Genomic DNA, 18,558 nt, shown 5'->3' on the forward strand with positions numbered 1-18,558 from the left:
ACCGGAGCCGGTTGCATGTCCCATCTCTTTCTCGCCGTGACCGCCCACGGGTACGGGCATTTGGCGCAGGCGGCGCCGGTCGTCGCCGCGCTGGCGCGGCGCCTACCCGGTCTGCGGATCACCTTGCAGAGCGACATCGATCCGGGTTTTGCGCGCAGCCGATTGCCGCCCGGATTCACCCAGATCCACGAGGCGACGGATCTCGGCCTGCTCATGGACGGGCCACTCGGCACCCGCTGGTCGGACAGCCTGATCCGTTATGCCGATTTCGAGGCCGATTACGATCGGCGGCTGGAGCGCGAGATTTCCTTGTTGCGCCGCGCGGCGCCTGACCTGGTCTTGGCCGATGTACCCTGGCTGCCGCTCGATGCGGCGCGGCGGGCGGGCATCCCGGCGGTGGCACTCTGCTCGCTCAACTGGTACGACATCCTGCTCGAGAGTCCGGTGGCCGATCAGGTCCCCGCACGTGTCATGGAGCGAATGCGCGCGGTTTATGCCGCGGCCGAGCTCTTCATCCGACCGGCCCCCTCGATGCCCATGTCCTGGCTGCCGAATGCGATCGATGTCGGCCCCATCGCGAGCCGTTATCCGGACCGTCGCGAGGAGTTGCGCGCGCGCTGCGGCGTGCCTGCCGATCGTCCCTTCGCCTTGATGCAGTTCGGTGGTTTCGAGGGGTTCGATCCGCTCGCGAGGTGGCCCGAGCAGGACCAGGTCCATTGGTTGGCTCAGGATCTCCCCGCCGGTCCGAGGCGCGATGCGACCGGGATCGCCTCGCTTGGACTGAGGGTGCCGGACGTCATGTCCTCCTGCGATCTCATGCTGTGCAAGCCCGGCTACGGCACCTATTCGGAGGCCGCAGTCAACCGGATCCCCGTCCTCTATGTAAAACGCGGTGATTGGCCGGAGGAAGCCGCCTTGATACCCTGGCTGGCAGCGCGGATGCCGACACGCGAGGTGACGCGGGAAGAGCTCGGCGCGGGACATCTCGCCGAGGCGATCCATGCCTTGCGCACCGCCGATCGGCCGCCTGCCGTGGAGCCGACAGGCATCGAGGAGGTGGCGGACCTTCTCGAGCCCCTTTTGGAGCATCGGTCCCGCCGTGCGGCTCATGCGTCCCGGCTTGGTTCCGCCGATTCGACCGGCACCTCCTCGGTAACCTCAGTGGTGGACGGGTCATGACGAAACTCAGTGACGATCGAAAAGGGACGCGATACCTGGTGCTTCTGGCACTGGTCTTTTGGCCGCTCGTCTCCTGGGGCACCTTGGCCGGCAAGTCTCCTTCGACGGAGGGGGCCGAGACGTCGCCCGAGGCAGCCCCGGCTAAGCCGGCATTGCCTGCCGCACCGAATCGACCGCGTCCGAGCCGTGCGGAGGTCATCGCCATGATCCCGGCGGTCGCCGGGCGACATGGTGTCGAGGGCGAGTTGGTTCGCGCGGTGGTCGCGGCTGAGTCGAACTACAACGCCCATGCCGTTTCCCGTGCGGGCGCGGTCGGACTGATGCAGTTGATGCCCCCGACGGCGGCGGACTACGGGGTGACCTCGGTCGCCGATCTCTTCGACCCCAAGATCAACCTCGATACCGGCACACGTCACCTCAAACGTCTCCTGCGCAAATACAACAACGACTACGGCCGGGTCATCATGGCCTACAACGCCGGCGAAGGGGTGGTCGATCGTACCAACAGCCAGGTGACCTATCTCGAGACGCTCAACTACACCGAGGCCGTGATTACCTATTACCGCCGCAACGGCGGGACTGCGCCGACGCAGGTGGCCTTGAATCAGGTGCGGACACTGCGCGGGACGCGCGACTTGGGCAAGGCGCGGCGCCTGATGAAAAAATATCTTGATCCGTCGCTCCTGTCGCTCAAGGTCAAGCCGACGCTCGACCTGCGGCGCCTCAATCCGGCCCTTCACGAGGTGGGTCCGGAGAGCAAGCCGATGTTTGAGCTGGGCGCGACCGGTCGGCCCTGAGCCTGAGGCTGAGCGGCGGGGTCGGCCCTTCGGTCGGCTCGCGGCCTTGGCCGGCTCGCTTGATCAGGCTTGGCCGGGCGGACTTGCGGATGGGTCACCGCCGATTCTTGTCCTGGACAACGCATCGTCGGCATCGCTCGATGAGGAGTCTCGGTTGATGGTTTACGGGTTCTCGGCATTCCTCCTGATCCCGCTCGGCTGGGGTCTATGGGTCTTCAATCGCTTGGTGCGCCTGCGCAATCGCGTCCGCGCGGCCTGGAGCGATATCGACATTCAGCTCACTCGGCGTCACGACCTGATCCCCATGTTGGTCGAGGCGGTGCGCGGCTATGCGGCGCATGAGCAGACACTCTTCAAAGCCGTCGCGGCGCTGCGCACCCGTGCCGTCGAGTCGCGAAGCCCCGCCGAGCTGGCGACCCTGGAGGCGGCACTGGAGCAGTCGGTTGGCCGGCTCATCCTGCTCGATGAGGCCTATCCGGATCTCAAGGCGAGCGATAACTTCCTGCGTCTGCAACGCGATCTCGTCGATGTCGAGGAGCATCTCCAATACGCACGGCGTTTCTACAACGGCGCGGTGCGCGAGCTGAACGACGGCATTCAAAGGGTACCGGATCTGCTGATCGCCCGGCTGTTCGGATTCGCGTCGGCCGAGTTTTATCTGGCTCGCGAGTCCGAGCGCGCGGCACCGCGACTCGAGGGCGAGACATGAGCATGATCGACCGCCTGCTCGACCCTTCCGACGGGCGAATCGCGTCTTCGCGGAAGCACCGATGGCCGCCTTCCGTAGCTGGATGGCTCCTCGGCCTCCTGCTTCTTCTCGGGGTCGGCGCTCAGGCCGGTGCTGCGGAGGAGATCCTCTCCTTTGACAGCGATCTCGCGATCCAGCCCGACGGCAGCCTCGAGGTGACCGAGATCATCGCGATTCGCGCCGAGGGCAGCGAGATCCGCCGCGGCATCGTGCGCGAGTTTCCGACCCGCTATCGCGACCGGCTCGGCAACCAGGTCCGGGTCGGTTTCGAGCTGCTCGGCGTGGAGCGCGACGGCAAGCCGGAGCCCCATTTCATCGAGCGTGTCTCCAACGGCGTGGAGATCAACACCGGCAACGACGATTTCCTCGCCGTCCCGGTGACCTACAGCTACCGCATTCGCTATCGCACGACCCGCCAGCTCGGTTTCTTCGAGGGGCACGACGAGCTCTACTGGAACGTTACCGGCACCGGTTGGATCTTTCCGATCCTCGCAGCGAGCGCCACGGTGCGGCTTCCGGCCGAGGTCCCGATCGCGGACCTCACGGCCGAAGGCTATACCGGTCCTCAGGGCGCCGTCGGTCGAGACCTTGTCGCCGAGGTCGCCGCGCCAGACGAGATCCGTTTCGCGACGACACGACCCCTGGGTGTTGCCGAGGGTTTGACCATCGTCGCCGGTTTCCCGAAAGGTCTGATCGCGGAGCCGTCGGATGCGCGGCGTCTCGGCTGGCTGTTGTACGACAATCGCGGTGTGCTGGTCGCCCTGGTCGGGCTCGTCCTGCTGCTCGCCTACTACGGAACCACCTGGTGGCGCGTCGGGCGGGATCCGCAGGCCGGCCCGATCTTTCCCCATTATCGGCCTCCGGAAGGGCATTCACCGGCGGGTCTGCGCTATCTGAGTCGGATGGGCTATGACCACCGCTGCTTTGCCGCCGATCTGGTGGAGACGGCGGTGAAGGGTCATGTGGTGATCCATCAGGAAAAGGCCGGTTGGCGCGAGGCTTGGCGGCTTGAGCGCCTGCCCGGCGCCGACCCGGCCGCACTCACGCCGAGTCAAGCGACCTTGCTCAGGCTGCTCTTCGCCAAGGGCGATCAGTTGGTGCTGACCAACAAGCAGGCGGATCGGGTCGGCCCGGCGCAGAGCGGACACACGCAGAGCCTCGCGCAGCTCTATAGTCCGCGCTTTTTTCTCGCCAACGGCGGCAAGCTCGCCCTCGGGATCGCCTTCTCCGTGCTATACGGCGGTTTGGCCTGGATGGTCGCGGCTGGAGACGGGATACCGGCCATGCTCGTCCTGTTCGGGCTTGCCGTCGGTGCCCATATCCTCTTTGCTTGGCTGCTGAAGGCCTCGACCACCGAGGGGCGACGGCTGCTCGACCGGATCGAGGGCCTGAAGCTCTACCTGAGTGTCGCCGAGCGCGACGAGTTGAGGTCGCTCCCCGGACCGGGCAGCGATGCGCCACCCGTGCTGGATGCCGAACGCTACGAGGCACTTTTGCCTTATGCGCTGGCCCTGGATGTCGAAGAGGCATGGACCCGTAAGTTCAGCCTTGCCGTCGGCGCCGCGGCCGCGGCCGCCGCCGCAGGGGGTATCCACTGGTATCGAGGCCGCGGCAGCGCCGGTGATCTTTCGCGGATGAGCCGGTCGCTTGGCCAGACCTTGAGTCGTCAGATCGCGTCCTCCGCGACACCGCCCGGCAGCAGCTCGGGCGGGGGTGGCGGTGGCTCGTCCGGCGGTGGCGGAGGCGGGGGTGGCGGGCGCGGGCGGTAGGGTGTGCGAGCCCGTATGGACGAGCGAGAGCGAAATCCAGCGATCCCCGCGCCCGCGTTTCACGAAAACGAGGTTGTGCCGAGCCATGCGAGGCACAACCAACCGTCGGCGGAAGTTGTGCTTCCTATCGTCAGCACAACCTACGGATAGGGGTTTTTCCGGAAATCGCCTAAACCGCGCACGGTGCGGTATGCGTAGTTTGTTGGATTGGCTTGGCCGCGTCGGCTCCGACGACCGTCGGAGCCGACGCGGTTTAATCCATCAAATCGACCTCGATCCCCGACTCGGCGAGGGCCTCGCGGCGCGCGGCAAGATAGCGCTGGAAGCTCGGCTCCCACAGGTAGGCACCTGTCGCGACATAATCCAAGGCGCCGTGGATATGGAATGCCTTGAAGTAACCCTCGGTGCGGAAGACCTCGCGTCCGGCGGCGTCGAAGAACACGAGACTGGGTGTGTACTTGATGCCGAGCTCCGCGGCCCAGTCGCGGATCGGGATCTCGCGGCCGTCGACCGTCTGGACGGGGTCGCGCGAATAGGTATCCAGGATTGCCCCGTCGAAGGCGCTCAGCGAGTAGACGACCGGCTCGCGCTTGAGAATGTCCTCGTGCAGCTCGTCGCAGTCCCGGCAGGTGGGCTGCTCGAACATCACCACCAAAGGACGCATGGAGGTATCGCGATTGTCCGCGAGTCGGAACGGGGCCGTCAGAAAGCCCCCCTGCGTATGCAAGGCGCCCTTGGCCTCGGCTGAATCGACTCCGGCGGCATAGTCGGCGAATGACTCGCCGACCTGTTCGCGTCGCTCGGCGACATAGGCGAGTGCGGCCTTGAAGCGATGGGGCGGGAAGTAGCCGTTGATCCGCAGCACGACTTGCCCGGCCTCGTCGAGCAACAGCATCGTGGGTGTGAACTGGACCTTGAGGTCCGCGCCCAGTTGTTTTTCCGTGGTGGACTCGCCGGACAAGCCGGTCACCTCGCGGTCGCCCCAGAGATTGACGGCGACGACGTCGAAACTCCCCTGCATCAGACCGGCGATCGACTGATCGGCCAGGTTTTCCTGCAAGAGCTTGGCGCAGTAGGGGCAACCGTCCTGATAGAAGTAGAGGAGCAGACGCTTGTCCTGCGCAGTGGCCTCGGCGACGTCCTCGCGGAGATCCAGAAAGGACGCCTTGAACCAGTCGGGCTGCTCGTGATAACCGGGGTTTTGCAATCCGGGGGCCAGCTCGGCAGGTCCGTCGCTTGCGGCTGTGGCGAGCGTGCCGAGCGGTAGCAGGCTCCAGGCCAGCAGATGCATCCCAATCGAAGGCGTCTTCATCGCTCCAGTCTCCTCTGCGGTGCAATGGGGCTGCCGAGCGCCGATGGACGCAAGGGTTCCCCTTGTTGTGATGCGGCTCGAGCGCCGAGGCGCCTGTGCTTGAGATGGCCGGCGATTGCCGAGTTCGAATCCAATCGTTGTCGTTGTCGTTGTCGTTGTCGTTGTCGTTGTCGTTGTCGATCTCGATTACGACAACGACAACCGTGGCAAAGGTGTTCTCTCGTCGAGTTGTTTGACCTACTTTTGAGCGGTCCTAGCCGTCGTTCCCATCGCGCATGACCCGGTCGGGGCAACCGAAACGCCGCTCTTCGGGGTAGGGAAAGACGTCTTCGAGATGACCCGCCCGGATGTGCTCTTGGCGCGCCCGCCACCAGGCCGGGTCGAACAATTCTTTGTGGAGCTCCCGGAAGACCTTGCGGATCCGCGGGTCGGTCAGCAGGAAGGTCTCGAACTCCTCCGGGAAGACGTCGTTCGGACCCGCGCTGTACCAGACCTCTTCGGCCATCTCCATCTCGGGGTAGGGTGCGGGCGGAATCTCGCGGAAGTGGCACTCGGTCAGGTAGCACAGCTCGTCGTAGTCGTAGAAGACGACGCGGCCCTGACGCGTGACGCCGAAGTTCTTGAAGAGAAAATCGCCGGGGAAGATGTTGGCCGCCGCGAGCTGCTTGATGGCATCGCCGTATTCGCCGATCGCGTGCCGAATGTCCTCGTCGTCGGCGGTGTGCAGATAGAGATTCAGGGGCGACATGCGCCGCTCGATATAGAGATGCTTGATGATGAGCTGATCGCCGTCGGACTCGAGACTCTTCGCGCAGTCGGTCTCCAGCATCTCGACGAGGGCGGAGGAGAATCGGTGACGCGGAAAGGCGACGTGCGAATACTCCCAGGAGTCGGCCATCCGCCCGACGCGATCATGCAGCTTCACCAGCTGATATTTCTCTTTGACGGTCTCGCGCGTCATCTCCTTCGGCGGCGGGAAACGGTCCTTGATGACCTTGAAGACAAAGGGGAACGAGGGAAGCGTGAAGACACACATCACCATCCCGCGGATGCCGGGTGCGACCACGAAATCGTCGGCTGAATACCTCAGGTGTTTGAGGAAGTCACGATAGAACTCCGCCTTTCCGAACTTCTGCAGGCCGATGGCGGTGTAGAGCTCGGCCTTACCCTTATGCGGCATCAGGGGGCGCAGAAAATCGACGACGGCGGCAGGGACCTCGGTGTCGACCATGAAGTAGGCGCGCGAGAAGCTGAAGACATCCGAGATTTCGTCCCCGCCGGAGAGCAGGGTGTCGACATAGAGTCCTCCGGGTGCGCCCTCGTGTCCCTCGTCGTTGAGGATTGGGATCGCGAACGGGATCTGGTCCGCACCGTTGATGGCCTTGCCGATGATGTAGGCGGCCTTGTTGCGGTAGAAGGGCTCGGAGAGAACGGCGAGCTGGAAGTTCTGGTGCAGCGCGCGCCGGCGCGGAAAGCGGTCACGCACGGCGCGCATCAGACAGCGGATGTCGTGCCGGCGATTTCGGAAGGGGAGCTGAAAACCCATGTCGCCGAGGATGCGGGCGATCACCCGTGCAAAGCCGTCGCGCGCCGGGTAGTAGGGCCGAAAGATCGGGATCTCGGCCTCGAGGTGCTCGGTCGAGATCATCGGCCAGACGAAGATGTAGCTGTTGTTGTAATAACGCCGATCAAAAAGCCTGCAGAACACCGAGTTGTAATAGGTCTCGGCCAGCTCCGGCTGGTGGTGCAGCGGCAGGAGGCGCATGTACTCGATCTTCACACGGCGCCACAGGATGTCGGTCGGGTCGCGCAGATGAAACTCTCGGCGCAGCAGGGCGACCGTCTCGCCGACCCGCTCGTCGTAGTAGCTGATGCGCTCGCGCGCCGCGGCCTGTACCGCCGGCCAATCCGCCCCTTCAAAGCGTTCCCGCGCCTTGCCGGTGATCTCGCGGAACAGCCGATAGTGACGCCCGAATCCGTCGAGGATCGCCTCGGCAATCTGTTTCGCCTCGGTCCATGCCATGGTCTTTCCTCGCTGTGCCTATCCGGATCGATCGCCGCCGTGCGTGGTTCCGACTAAACGAGATCCAGTGGCCCGTCGGCCACCAGGATGCCGTCTTCGTCGCAGTAGACCTGATCGCCCGGGGAGAAGCGCACGCCGGCGATTGTGATCGGGATGTCCCGTTGCCCTTCGCCGCGCCTGAGGCTCTTGCGTGGATGTGTCCCCAATGCCTTGACACCTAGCGGCATGGCGGCGATGTCGCGACTGTCGCGGATGCATCCGTAGAGGATGACCCCGGCCCAGCCTTGCTCCACTGCGCCGGCGGCGATCAGGTCTCCGAGCATCGCACAACGCATGGAGCCGCCGGCATCGACCACGAGGACGCGGCCTTGGCCGGGCTCGGCCAGGGTCGACTTCACCGGGGAGTTGTCTTCGAAGCACTTGACCGTCACGACCGGTCCGCAGAAGCGGATCCGGCCGCCGAAATCACGAAAAATCGGATCGCAGATGCGGACACGCTCGTCGTATCGATCGGAGAGGTCGGCCGTCTTGAAGGCGATGTCGTGCGGCGCGGATCGGGTCTCTGTAGGCATGGGCGGACATGGGCGGGTCTGTCGGCGGAGCGCCGAGTATATACCGAGCACACGCGATTTTTCGCCGGATCCTACGCTCCGCGCGATCCCGGTGACGGAGACCGCGGCGAGAGCGCCGGTATGGTGTCCGCTCGGAAAGGGGCAGCGACCGCTCGGGTCGCTGTCTTGCGATAGGCGCGCACTATGAATTGGCCTGGAGCCGCCGCGCTTGTTCGAGCCCGGTCGAGGGCAGTTCTCGAAGCCGGGCGATGACCTCGATATCCTGCCTTAAGCGGGGATGCTCTCGGGGGATCGCGCGAGCGCCTTCACCCAGCCTTCCATCGCCGAGTTCGCCAAGGCCATCGGGGTCGCCAGGAAGGTGAAGATTCACAATCCGCGATCCGGCGACGGAGGGGATATTCGGCGCCGGCTAAACCTGAGCTGTCTAGTCTGAGATTTGTCAATGCATCGTGCCGCGGCGATGCCTAGACTGCGCATCAACCTCATTCCCCGAGCAGACGTCGGGTGCGTCGGTCACGAAGACCGCCACGCTCGACAACACTGCTCGACGCACCCTCGGAGCCAGACCATGACCCAGCAGACCCGGACCGTGACGCGCTCGACACACACCGCAGCGGCAGCCAAACCTTATTGGTTGTGGGCACCGGTGCTTGCGACCACGACCATGCTCGCCGTTCTCTTGTTCATGCCCATGCCGTCGGTGCTTTGAGCGAAAATGTCGGGAGCATGATGGAAACTCCAAATCAGCAACCCGGTCGGTTGGAGCACTTTCCGATCTCCTTCTTCGCGATGGTGATGGGCCTGTCTGGCCTCACCATCGGCTGGGAGAAGGCTCAGGCGGTTCTCGATCTCGACTTGGGCATCACCCCCTGGTTGATCGGCGTGACGAGCACGCTCTTCATTGTCTTGATGCTGCTGTATACGGCGAAGCTCGCCCTGTATCGGCACGCCGTGATCCAGGAGCTGCGCCATCCGGTCAAGCTCAATTTTTTCCCGACCATCTCGATCAGTCTGCTTCTGCTGTCCATCGCCTTTTTACCGGTGATGAACGACGTGAGTCGGGCACTCTGGATGGCGGGCACGGCGCTTCATTTGGTCTTTACACTCTACGTCGTGAACATCTGGATCCATCATGAGTACTTTCAGGTGCATCATATGAATCCGGCCTGGTTCATCCCTGCGGTCGGCAACGTCTTGGTGCCCGTGGCGGGAGTGCCTTTGGGGTATCAGGACATTTCCTGGTTCTTCTTCAGTACCGGAATGCTCTTCTGGCTGATCCTGATGACGATCATCTTCTACCGGGTGCTGTTTCATCACCCGATCGAAGAGCGCTTGATGCCGACGCTTTTCATCCTGATCGCACCGCCCGCCGTCGGGTTCATCGCCTATTCGCGGCTGGCCGGGGAGCTCGATGCCTTTGCGCGCGTGCTCTATTTCATCGGTCTCTTTTTGACCTTGCTGTTGTTCACGCAGGCAAACCGATTCCTGAAGCTCGGGTTCTTTCTGTCCTGGTGGGCCTACTCCTTTCCGCTGGCGGCGATCGGCATCGCGAGTCTGCTGATGTTCGAGCGCACCGGGCAGGATCTCTACCGCTATCTCGGGCTCGGTCTCCTGACCCTGCTGACCGGAATCGTCGCCTTGTTGTTGGCACGTACCGCCATTGCGGTACGGCGCAACGGGATCTGCGTTCCCGGTCACTGATGCCATCGGCAGGCACGGGACGACGGGTTTGCGAATCCGTCGTCGCGATGCCCCGATCATCTCCCGAGTCCGCCGGCCCCTTCTTCCGTCGCCGAGCCTCCGAACCGATTTCGTCATCGAGGAACCATCATGTCCGACGTCGCCCCTGCGGTGAAATCGAATCCGATCTATGCCTTGGTTTTTTTGATCCTCTCGTTCGTCGCAGGGATCCTGTTGGCCTATTTCCGCGGGCCGCAGACACCGGCGACCGAGCCGGCGGCGACCGAGACCGTTGTGGCCCTGAAGGTCGCGGAGTCAGACGCGCCGATCTCGGCGTCCGTCGAGGCAGAGGCTCAACCCGATCCGGGGGTGCTGAATACGCGTCTGACCGATGCCGAAGCGAAGATCCGGCGTCTCGAGCAGGAGCTGGTCGCAGTCGCGAAGCAGCAGGCGGCGTTCGCATTCGTCGTTTCGGAGCAGCGGGAACGTCCGGCCGGGATGCTTGCCGAGACCACTGCAGTGGCGGCTACCGAAATTGATTCGGAAGTCGTAGGCGCCGCAGCCGTCACGGACCGGTTGGAGGATGACCTTGCGCGTCTCGGCGCGCGTCCAACCGAGCGCGGCCATTTGGTGACGTTGACGGAATCGGCGCTGCGCTTCCCGGTCGGCGGGAGCACGATCGACGCGGCGCGCTCCGAAGGGTTGCAGGCGATTGCCGAGGTCCTCGGGCGGCATGAACGCCTGATGGCGCGTATCGAGGGTCATACGGATCGCTCCGGCAGCGCAACCAAGAACCTCGCGCTTTCGCAGGAACGCGCCCGCTCGGTCAAGGATGCCTTGGCTGCGATGGGCGTCGATGCCTCCCGCATCGAGATCGTCGGGATGGGGGAGACGCGCCCCCTCGACGACGGCGCCACCGCTCAAGCCCGGCAGCGCAATCGTCGTGTCGAGGTGTATCTGATCGAGCCTTGAGGCGCTGACCGGGAACGCTGCCGACGCGCTTGCCTGCAAGGCCTGAAGGGGTTGTCGATGCGAATGAATTCGCACCTACGCGCAGGTGGATCCTTGCCCGAAGATCACCTCGGCGGTCGCCTCGCGCGGTGCGTGCTCCAGGACTTCGGCCTGGAGCGATCGAATGCCCGCGACCAGCGCGTCGCGGTCCTGCAGTAGTTTCCTGATGGGGTCGATCAGTGCCTCGCGGTCGAGGCGATCGAGCTCGAGCAGCTTCCCGGCCTGCTGGTGAACTTGTCGGTGCAGGGCGTCGAGCGAGTCGAAGCTCGGCATCTCGCCGTAACGCGCTCGGCCCGGACCCAGGTACCAGCGTCCGAAATCGCACAGCTCGGGTTGAAGCTCGGGTGGTCTCGCGGCGGTATCGGTCGCGACGTGGCGTACGAGACGATTCACCCAGTCGCGATGGACCGCCTCCAGGCTCAAGAGCGACAGATCCTCGGTGGTCCAATCCACCTCGGGGCGATCGGTCCAGAGCTGCGGCGCGCGGAAGCCCTCGATCCAGGGGACGAGCTGCTCGGGGGCCATGGGGTCGGCGATGCCGTAGCCCTGCGCCAGGGTGCAGCCCAGATCCATCAGCAGCAGTCCGTGCGCGGCGGATTCCACGCCCTCGGCGATCACCTCGCGTTGGAAGGCGTTGGCGATCCCGATGACGCCCTTTACCAGATTGCGGCCGTCGCGCGAGCGCAGGATGTCGCGGACCACGGTCTGATCGATCTTGACGACCTGGGCCGGAAGGCAGCGAAAATCCGTCAAGGACGAATAGCCGTTGCCGAATCCGTCCAACGCAAATTGGACGCCGAGGACGGTGCACGCACGGATGACCGAGGCGGTGGTTTCGATGTCGCGCAGGGCCTCGGACTCGATGATCTCGAAGAGCAGGTGCGCGGGGTCGACGCCGGGATGCTGCGAGAGCATTTCCTGCAAGGCGGCGAGGAAGCCCGTGTCCTGCAGCGAGCAGGCCGAAAGATTGAGACTCATCGTCAGATCCAGCCCGGCGCTCTGCCAGCCCTCCAGCAATCGCAGCGCCCGATCCATCACCCACCAGTCCAGGTCATGGAGCAGCTCGTCGCCCTCCATCAAGGGGAGGAACTCGCCCGGTGGCAAGAGTCCGCGCTCGGGATGCTCCCAACGCACGAGCGCCTCGACACCCACGACGCCGCCCGAGCGCATATCGACCCTGGGCTGAACATGTAGTCTCAGCTCGTCGCCTTCGATGGCCTCTCGGATGCGCACCAGCTCGAGCTTATGGACCTGATCGGGTTGATCCTTGACCGCCTTGAAGAACTGATAGCGATTACGGCCCTGCTGCTTGGCCTGGTACATGGCGTGATCGGCATGGCGCAGGAGGGTGTCCGCATCGCCTGCGTCTTGCGGGAAGAGGGTCACGCCGGCGCTGCCGGTGACGGCGAGCGAGTGACCGTCGATCAGGATGGGTTGGGCGAGCGACGCGAGCACGCGCTCGAGCAGCGCGGCGCAATCCGACAACGACTCCATCCGGTTCATCAGCAGGACGAACTCATCCCCGCCGAGCCGGGCCACGGTGTCGTCCTCGCGCACGCAGCCGCGCAACCGGCTGGCGACCGTCACCAGCACCCGGTCGCCCATCTTGTGTCCGTGGGTGTCGTTGATGGGTTTGAATCCGTCGAGGTCCAGATAACAGACCCCGAGCAACAGACCTTGCTCGCGGGCCCGCACGACCGCCTCGTCCATGCGTTCGGCCAAGAGCCGCCGGTTCGGCAGGCGTGTCAACGGGTCGTAGAGGGCGATCTCTTCGAGCCGGCGGCGGCTGTCGAGCAGTTTTTGCTCGTTGCGCCGTCGCTCGAAGGCGCCGCCGATCAGATCGCCGAGAAAACCCAGCGCACGCATCTCCGAGTCGCGCCAGCTGCGCGTGTCGCTCAACATCTCCATGGCGACGAATCCGCCCATCCGACCGGCCACCCGAATGGCGACCGCTGCCACCGATCGAACCTCGAGCTGCTCGAGCTGCTCGCGGTCGACACGCCAGGTCTCGGGGAGCTTGGTCACGTCGTCGATACGGATATCGTCGCCGTGTTGCAGGGTCTCCATCCAACGCGGGATCAGCGATGTGGGTACCGGCGGCGCGCCTGCGCCGGCAAGCCCGAGACCGCTGGCACTCCATTCCTGGGTGTTGCGCATGCTCGAGCCGTCGCGGCTCAGCACGAAGACATAAGCCCGTTCGGCGCCCATGCGCCGCGCAATGGTCCCCAATGCGTTCTCCACCAAGGGGCCGACGGCCTCGGCAGGGGCCGCAACCAGGGATCGCGAGGTCTCGACCAGGACGGTCTCGAGGGTGACCAGATACGAGAGCGCCCGCTCCGCCTGCTTGCGCTCGGTGATGTCGGTGCCCGAGCCGAGTCCGCCGATCAGCTGTCCCGTGCTGTCGCGGATTCGGCTGTTGTTCCATTCGATCAGGCGTTCCGAGCCGTCCGCACAGAGGATCGAGCCCTCGACCGCGATCAATGGCTCGTTCTCCTCCAAGGTCACGCGCGCAAGTGTCCGACGGGCCTGCTCGCGCTCGCGTTCGGGGACGAAGGATTCTGCCCAATCACGCCCGATGATGTGTTCTCGGTCGAGTCCGAGGACCTCGCAGCCTTTACGGTTGATGAGCCGGACACGACCCTCCAGGTCCAATCCGACCAGCACCACGGCAGCGATGTCGAGGATATGATCGAACGCCCCGAGGCGCGTCTCCACGGACTCGGTGCCATCGTCTTCGCCCGGTTCAGGGTCTGCTCCTCTCGGAAGGCTCCCCGAGCCGGGTGACCCTGTTCTCGGGCCTGCGTAACGCCTCGCCGACAGGGCCAGAAGGAGGGCGAGCGCGGCCGATAGGGCCCAAGGCCAAACGCCCGACCACGACAGCAGTCGGCGGCGCTCGGCAGCCTCTGCCGCGGCCAGATCCATCACCAAATAGAGGAGGGGCTTTTGTCCGGGGGCCGCAGGATCGACGTGCGACGCGCCCGCGACACTCGCGCGGCTCAAGCTCATGACGCCGATGAAACGGCCCGATTCGGGCTGAACGGCAAAGCGCGGCTGCATGGGAGATGCCGCGGCAGCATGCACGATGTCGGCGGGTATCGCTTCGATCGCATTCGTCGTGGATGCGTCTGCGGGGCGATCCACGCCGGCGCCCGGAACAGGGCGATCATCGTCGAGACGGCCGAAGGCGAGGATGTGCGGATGTCCGCCCGAGGCGGCCAGAATGCGTGCATCGGTCGAGGCATCGCTGCGCGATTGATCCTGCGGGATGGCCGAGGCGGCATGCTGCAGCAGCATCTGCGCGGCCGCTTCCTGCTCGATTCGGGCGCGTGCGGGAATGCCGATGGAAAGCTGATAGGCGAGATACAGGGCCAGCGCGAGTGCCGGAACGAGCGCGACCAGACCGATCGGCGAGCTTTGCGCCTTTGTGCGAATCATTCGGCAGAGGTTGAACGATGGACCTTAGCTTCGCAGGGCGACACACGAAACGTGTCATGGCTTCCTTGCGCTCACTCTATCACGGGGCTCTGAAGGGCGACAGTCATCTGAAAAACGCACGATCGCCGGCACAATAAAAAACCGGCGGCACTCATGCACCGCCGGTTTCTCGAACGGTCGGCCGGAGATCCGGCCGATGGATGGCCGCGCTTCGCGTCGGCGCGAGGCGCGATCAGAGGTTTTTCAGAACTGGGCCTCTTCGGTCGAGCCGGTCAGGGCCGTCACCGAGGATGCGCCGCCTTGAATTGTCGTGGTGACGTCGTCGAAGTAGCCGGCGCCGACCTCCTGCTGATGCGACACGAAGGTGTAGCCCTTCTCGCGCGCAGCGAACTCGGGCGCCTGTACCTTCTCGACATAGTGGCGCATGCCTTCGCCGCGGGCGTAATCGTAGGCGAGGTCGTACATGTTGAACCACATGCTGTGGATGCCGGCCAGCGTGATGAACTGGTACTTATAGCCCATGTCGGCGAGCTCGTCCTGGAACTTGGCGATGGTGGCATCGTCGAGGTTCTTCTTCCAATTGAAGGACGGCGAGCAGTTGTAAGCCAGCAGCTTGTTGGGGTTCTGCGCGAGAACCGCTTGCGCGAACTCGCGGGCGAAGCCAAGGTCCGGGGTGCCGGTCTCGCACCAGACCAGGTCGGCGTAAGGCGCATAGGCCAGACCGCGGCTGATCGCCTGCTCCAGACCATTGCGGACCATATAGAAACCGTCGTCGGTGCGTGCGCCGGTGACGAACGGACGGTCGTTGTCGTCGACATCGGAAGTCAGTAGATTTGCCGCCTCGGCATCGGTGCGGGCCAAGAGCAGGGTCGGGACACCCATGACGTCGGCGGCGAGCCGCGCGGCGACCAGCTTCTGAACCGCCTCGCGGGTCGGCACCAGCACCTTGCCGCCCATGTGGCCGCACTTCTTGACGGCGGCGAGCTGGTCCTCGAAATGCACGCCGGAGGCGCCCGCGGCGATCATGTTCTTCATCAGCTCGAAGGCATTGAGCACGCCGCCGAAGCCGGCCTCGGCATCCGCAACGATCGGCAGGAAGTAGTCGATATAGCCTGCGTCACCCGGCTCGATGCCCTTCGACCATTGGATCTCGTCGGCGCGCTTGAAGGCGTTGTTGATGCGCCGCACCATGGTGGGCACGGAGTCGTAGGCGTAGAGTGACTGGTCCGGATACATGGTCTCGGAGGTGTTGCCGTCCGCGGCGACCTGCCAGCCGGACAGATAGATCGCCTCGATCCCGGCCTTGGCCTGCTGCATCGCCTGGCCACCCGTCAGAGCGCCCATGCAGTTGACGTAGCCTTTCTTCGCCTCGCCGTGAACCAGCTTCCACAGCTTCTCGGCACCGCGCTTAGCGTAGGTCTGCTCGGGTTGGACCGAGCCGCGCAGACGCACGACATCCTCGGCGGAGTAGCCGCGGGTCACGTCGGTCCAGCGGGGGTTTTCGGCCCAGTCTTGCTTCAGGGCTTGGATCTGTTCTTGGCGGGTCATGGTGGTGCTCCCAATGAGTCTTTTAGCCGATCCGCTCGACCTTGCCGTGCAGGGTCGTCCCGGCGGGGTTCAGTGGTGTACCCCTATAGGATCGCAGATGTTTGACCGTCCTACTCGGTCTTAAAGCGGAAAACTACCGGTGCTTCGACCATTTGGCGAGGCAATTATCCTAATTTTCTTTATTGTTTTTGATAATTTTCAATGAACGCTGACGCATTCAGGATAGAAGCGATGGAGCAGGGCCTTTCGCGGAGCAGTCTCGATCCGGATCCGATCCGTTTGTTCGAGCAGTGGTACACCGCCGCGATCGAGACGGCGCTGCCCGAGCCCAACGCCATGAGCCTCTGCACGGTGGACGAGGGCGGTCAGCCCTACGTCCGCACCGTCTTGCTCAAGCTCTTCGACCGCCAGGGGTTTGTCTTTTTCACCAACTTCGAAAGCCGCAAGGCCCGGCAGATCGACCGCAACCCGCAGGTCGCCGCACTCTTCCCCTGGGTGGCGTTGGCGCGGCAGGTCCAGATCACGGGACGTGCCGAACGCATTCCGACCGCGGAATCACTGCGTTACTTCGCCACCCGGCCGCGCGGCAGCCAGATCGGCGCCTGGTCGTCGCCGCAGAGTCAGGTGATCACCTCGCGGTCGTTGCTCGAGGCCAAGGTCGCGGAGATGAAGCAGCGGTTCGCGCACGGCGAGATCCCGCTCCCGGACTTCTGGGGCGGCTATCGCATCGTTCCGAGCAGGATCGAGTTCTGGCAAGGGCGCGAGAGTCGGCTGCACGACCGTTTCCTCTACACCCGTGACCCCGGCGGATCCTGGGGGATCGAGCGGCTCGCGCCTTAAACCGCGTCCAGAGCGAGATGCTGATTTTCGAGTGAGCTCGACGTTTGTTGCAACCACAGCCCTTAGCGGGGGCGCGGTTTAAAATTATATATTTCTCAATATCTTAAACTGCAACAGATCTAACGGTCGTCGAATCTGCCGGAGTCGATCCCATCCAAAAACATCGCATACCGCGCTGGGCGCGGTTTAGACGGGAGGTCAGAGCGGCTGCGGCGATTCGGGCCACCTCGGCTCAAAGCGCTCCGGCGTCCGTCAAGAGCCGGTGAACGGCCTCTGCGACCTGCCGATAACCGGCCGCGTTCGGATGGATTTGATCGGCCTTCAGATCACGGTCTGCGACGACATCGGCCAGCACCTCGTCCTCGAGCGGGACCTCGAGCTCGTCCGCCAGCTCTCGATAGAGCGGATGGGTGCCGAGCAACAACGCAGGCTTAGGGATGCCGAGCAGCACGACCGATGCGCCCCGGTCGCGCGCGAGCAACACCATCTGCCGGAGATTGGCCTTGGTCAGCTCCAGGTCGCGCCTGCGCAGCATGTCGTTGCCGCCGTGACCGAGGATCACCAGACTCGGTTGCACGGCGTCGAGCACGCTCGGCAGCCGTGCGAGACCGGCATCGCTCTCCTCCCCCGGTACACCGGCGTTTACCACCTCGCGGCCGCTCGATAGCGCCAGGATCTCGGCGAAACCCTCGCCGTCGCCTGCCCCGGTACCGCGTGTGAGGCTGTCGCCGAAGGCCAGGATGACCGCGTCGCTCGGCAACCGCGGCAGATCGGGCGCGCGGCTGCAGCCGACGAGCAGCAGCACGGTCAACGCAAGGATCAGAACGCGATGGGGCATCTCGCTCACGCGTCCCGCATCGGGATCAGGACATCGGGTCCGTCGCCGCCTCATTACCCCACCACCCGACGCCAATAGCTCATGCGCCAGTAATAGAGGACGGTGGTGTCCGGCCAGGGATAGGAGTCGGCGTACGGGGTTCCGCGCATGGGTTGCTCGATGTTGTCGCGCAAGGGATCAAGGGGTCGCCAGCCGTCGTCGATGGTTTCGCCGTCGACCGGGGCGCGGGTGTTGCCGATGCTCCGGCGCTCGGACGCGCCGTAGTCGCGAAAATTCTGTTGAGCCTCTTCCAGGCTCACGGTGTTGCTGCTGCCCGGCATTCGGGCGAAGCGCAATTGGGTCAGATCGTCCTCCCAGCCGCAGATCGGGCAGACCTGGTGGAAGCCCGGTTCGCGATCATGGACGCGGTAGCCGCAGCAGGGGCAGGGGAATTTGGTCTCGTCGGTCAATACGATCTCCGTGTGAGTCGGGGTGGCGCATGCTTCAGGCTCCAGCTTTCAGCCTCCAGCCTCCAGCCATCAGCTCTGAGCTTTCAGCCGCAAGCCACCGGAACACTGGCCTCGCGACGGCGTGACGCCCAACGAAAAAGGGGCGCAAGCGCCCCTTCGTTTTCTTCCATACCCTCGGAGCGGCGCCTAAGCCCTGTCCGATCTGACATGCGACCTCGGTGATAACAGTCGCGGGTAGGGTGGACGAGCGAGAGCGACGTCCACCGAGACCTGCGCCGGCGTTGGTGGACTGCGCTGCGCTTAACCTACAGTGCTTGTGCAGCCTACAGCGCGTGTCCACCCCGGGATGCTTGTTGG

Annotated in this window: 15 protein-coding genes; 8 read left to right on the forward strand and 7 right to left on the reverse strand. The window is 64.4% G+C overall.

All coding sequences use genetic code 11. From position 1 onward, the window contains the following. Nucleotides 1-15: 15 nt before the first annotated feature. The 4 genes from BLV04_RS12960 (at nucleotide 16) to BLV04_RS12975 (ending at nucleotide 4,493) form a co-directional block, all read left to right on the forward strand. Nucleotides 16-1,179 (forward strand): glycosyltransferase family protein, encoded by a 1,164-nt coding sequence (locus BLV04_RS12960; protein WP_175534617.1) that lies wholly within the window; start codon nucleotides 16-18, stop codon nucleotides 1,177-1,179. Then, complete coding sequence (locus tag BLV04_RS12965) at nucleotides 1,176-1,976, forward strand: lytic transglycosylase domain-containing protein (protein ID WP_093032590.1); 801 nt, start codon at nucleotides 1,176-1,178, stop codon at nucleotides 1,974-1,976. Before BLV04_RS12960 ends, BLV04_RS12965 begins: the two co-directional genes overlap by 4 nt. A gap of 157 nt (nucleotides 1,977-2,133) precedes the next feature. Beyond that, on the forward strand, nucleotides 2,134-2,685 hold the full coding sequence (locus tag BLV04_RS12970) for a LemA family protein (RefSeq protein WP_093032775.1): 552 nt from the start codon (nucleotides 2,134-2,136) through the stop codon (nucleotides 2,683-2,685). Further along, entirely contained in the window at nucleotides 2,682-4,493 is a 1,812-nt protein-coding gene (locus BLV04_RS12975; protein WP_093032593.1) for a DUF2207 domain-containing protein, read from the forward strand. Before BLV04_RS12970 ends, BLV04_RS12975 begins: the two co-directional genes overlap by 4 nt. Nucleotides 4,494-4,746: 253 nt before the next feature. Here BLV04_RS12975 and BLV04_RS12980 read toward each other — a convergent pair whose 3' ends face one another. The 3 genes from BLV04_RS12980 to rraA form a co-directional block, all read right to left on the reverse strand. Beyond that, nucleotides 4,747-5,805, reverse strand: a complete 1,059-nt coding sequence (locus tag BLV04_RS12980; protein ID WP_093032595.1) for a thioredoxin family protein — start codon at nucleotides 5,803-5,805, stop codon at nucleotides 4,747-4,749. 253 nt (nucleotides 5,806-6,058) lie between these two features. Next, nucleotides 6,059-7,828 (reverse strand): bifunctional isocitrate dehydrogenase kinase/phosphatase, encoded by a 1,770-nt coding sequence (aceK, locus tag BLV04_RS12985; RefSeq protein WP_093032597.1) that lies wholly within the window; start codon nucleotides 7,826-7,828, stop codon nucleotides 6,059-6,061. 53 nt (nucleotides 7,829-7,881) lie between these two features. Next, on the reverse strand, nucleotides 7,882-8,400 hold the full coding sequence (gene rraA / locus BLV04_RS12990; protein ID WP_093032599.1) for a ribonuclease E activity regulator RraA: 519 nt from the start codon (nucleotides 8,398-8,400) through the stop codon (nucleotides 7,882-7,884). Nucleotides 8,401-8,968: 568 nt separating this feature from the next. Between rraA and BLV04_RS24960 the strand changes: the two genes are divergently transcribed. From BLV04_RS24960 to BLV04_RS13005, 3 genes are all read left to right on the forward strand, one after another. Further along, nucleotides 8,969-9,109 (forward strand): hypothetical protein, encoded by a 141-nt coding sequence (locus BLV04_RS24960; RefSeq protein ID WP_175534618.1) that lies wholly within the window; start codon nucleotides 8,969-8,971, stop codon nucleotides 9,107-9,109. Nucleotides 9,110-9,129: 20 nt separating this feature from the next. After that, a complete protein-coding gene (locus BLV04_RS13000) occupies nucleotides 9,130-10,101 on the forward strand; it encodes an SLAC1 anion channel family protein (RefSeq protein ID WP_093032778.1) in 972 nt (323 codons plus the stop codon). A 129-nt stretch (nucleotides 10,102-10,230) separates the two neighbouring features. Further along, on the forward strand, nucleotides 10,231-11,052 hold the full coding sequence (locus BLV04_RS13005; protein ID WP_093032601.1) for an OmpA family protein: 822 nt from the start codon (nucleotides 10,231-10,233) through the stop codon (nucleotides 11,050-11,052). Between the two features lie 75 nt (nucleotides 11,053-11,127). Here the strand turns inward: BLV04_RS13005 and BLV04_RS13010 are convergent, their stop codons facing one another. Together BLV04_RS13010 and aceA are read right to left on the reverse strand one after the other, a co-directional pair. Then, nucleotides 11,128-14,526, reverse strand: a complete 3,399-nt coding sequence (locus tag BLV04_RS13010) for an EAL domain-containing protein (protein WP_093032602.1) — start codon at nucleotides 14,524-14,526, stop codon at nucleotides 11,128-11,130. 243 nt (nucleotides 14,527-14,769) lie between these two features. After that, entirely contained in the window at nucleotides 14,770-16,074 is a 1,305-nt protein-coding gene (gene aceA / locus BLV04_RS13015) for an isocitrate lyase (RefSeq protein ID WP_093032603.1), read from the reverse strand. Nucleotides 16,075-16,275: 201 nt separating this feature from the next. Between aceA and pdxH the strand changes: the two genes are divergently transcribed. Further along, nucleotides 16,276-16,914 carry a pyridoxamine 5'-phosphate oxidase gene (gene pdxH / locus BLV04_RS13020; RefSeq protein WP_093032604.1) on the forward strand — a complete coding sequence of 213 codons (639 nt, stop codon included), beginning with the start codon at nucleotides 16,276-16,278 and terminating at the stop codon, nucleotides 16,912-16,914. 232 nt (nucleotides 16,915-17,146) lie between these two features. Here pdxH and BLV04_RS13025 read toward each other — a convergent pair whose 3' ends face one another. After that, the gene (locus BLV04_RS13025) at nucleotides 17,147-17,752 is read right to left on the reverse strand and encodes an arylesterase (RefSeq protein WP_245731875.1); all 606 of its coding nucleotides are present in this window, start codon (nucleotides 17,750-17,752) and stop codon (nucleotides 17,147-17,149) included. Nucleotides 17,753-17,805: 53 nt separating this feature from the next. Further along, nucleotides 17,806-18,201, reverse strand: a complete 396-nt coding sequence (locus BLV04_RS13030) for a CPCC family cysteine-rich protein (RefSeq protein WP_093032608.1) — start codon at nucleotides 18,199-18,201, stop codon at nucleotides 17,806-17,808. Between the last annotated feature and the right edge of the window lie 357 nt (nucleotides 18,202-18,558).

The sequence above is a fragment of the Thiocapsa roseopersicina genome (genome assembly GCF_900106925.1).
In the GTDB taxonomy this organism is placed as follows: domain Bacteria; phylum Pseudomonadota; class Gammaproteobacteria; order Chromatiales; family Chromatiaceae; genus Thiocapsa; species Thiocapsa roseopersicina.

Bases quoted from the DNA above. Each gene is read 5' to 3' on its own strand.
- pdxH (WP_093032604.1), top strand. From the start codon at position 16,276: ATGAACGCTGACGCATTCAGGATAGAAGCGATGGAGCAGGGCCTTTCG.
- BLV04_RS13000 (WP_093032778.1), top strand. From the start codon at position 9,130: ATGGAAACTCCAAATCAGCAACCCGGTCGGTTGGAGCACTTTCCGATC.
- BLV04_RS12960 (WP_175534617.1), top strand. From the start codon at position 16: ATGTCCCATCTCTTTCTCGCCGTGACCGCCCACGGGTACGGGCATTTG.
- BLV04_RS13005 (WP_093032601.1), top strand. From the start codon at position 10,231: ATGTCCGACGTCGCCCCTGCGGTGAAATCGAATCCGATCTATGCCTTG.
- BLV04_RS13010 (WP_093032602.1), bottom strand. From the start codon at position 14,526: ATGATTCGCACAAAGGCGCAAAGCTCGCCGATCGGTCTGGTCGCGCTC.
- aceA (WP_093032603.1), bottom strand. From the start codon at position 16,074: ATGACCCGCCAAGAACAGATCCAAGCCCTGAAGCAAGACTGGGCCGAA.
- aceK (WP_093032597.1), bottom strand. From the start codon at position 7,828: ATGGCATGGACCGAGGCGAAACAGATTGCCGAGGCGATCCTCGACGGA.
- BLV04_RS12965 (WP_093032590.1), top strand. From the start codon at position 1,176: ATGACGAAACTCAGTGACGATCGAAAAGGGACGCGATACCTGGTGCTT.
- rraA (WP_093032599.1), bottom strand. From the start codon at position 8,400: ATGCCTACAGAGACCCGATCCGCGCCGCACGACATCGCCTTCAAGACG.
- BLV04_RS24960 (WP_175534618.1), top strand. From the start codon at position 8,969: ATGACCCAGCAGACCCGGACCGTGACGCGCTCGACACACACCGCAGCG.
- BLV04_RS12980 (WP_093032595.1), bottom strand. From the start codon at position 5,805: ATGAAGACGCCTTCGATTGGGATGCATCTGCTGGCCTGGAGCCTGCTA.
- BLV04_RS12975 (WP_093032593.1), top strand. From the start codon at position 2,682: ATGAGCATGATCGACCGCCTGCTCGACCCTTCCGACGGGCGAATCGCG.
- BLV04_RS12970 (WP_093032775.1), top strand. From the start codon at position 2,134: ATGGTTTACGGGTTCTCGGCATTCCTCCTGATCCCGCTCGGCTGGGGT.
- BLV04_RS13025 (WP_245731875.1), bottom strand. From the start codon at position 17,752: ATGCCCCATCGCGTTCTGATCCTTGCGTTGACCGTGCTGCTGCTCGTC.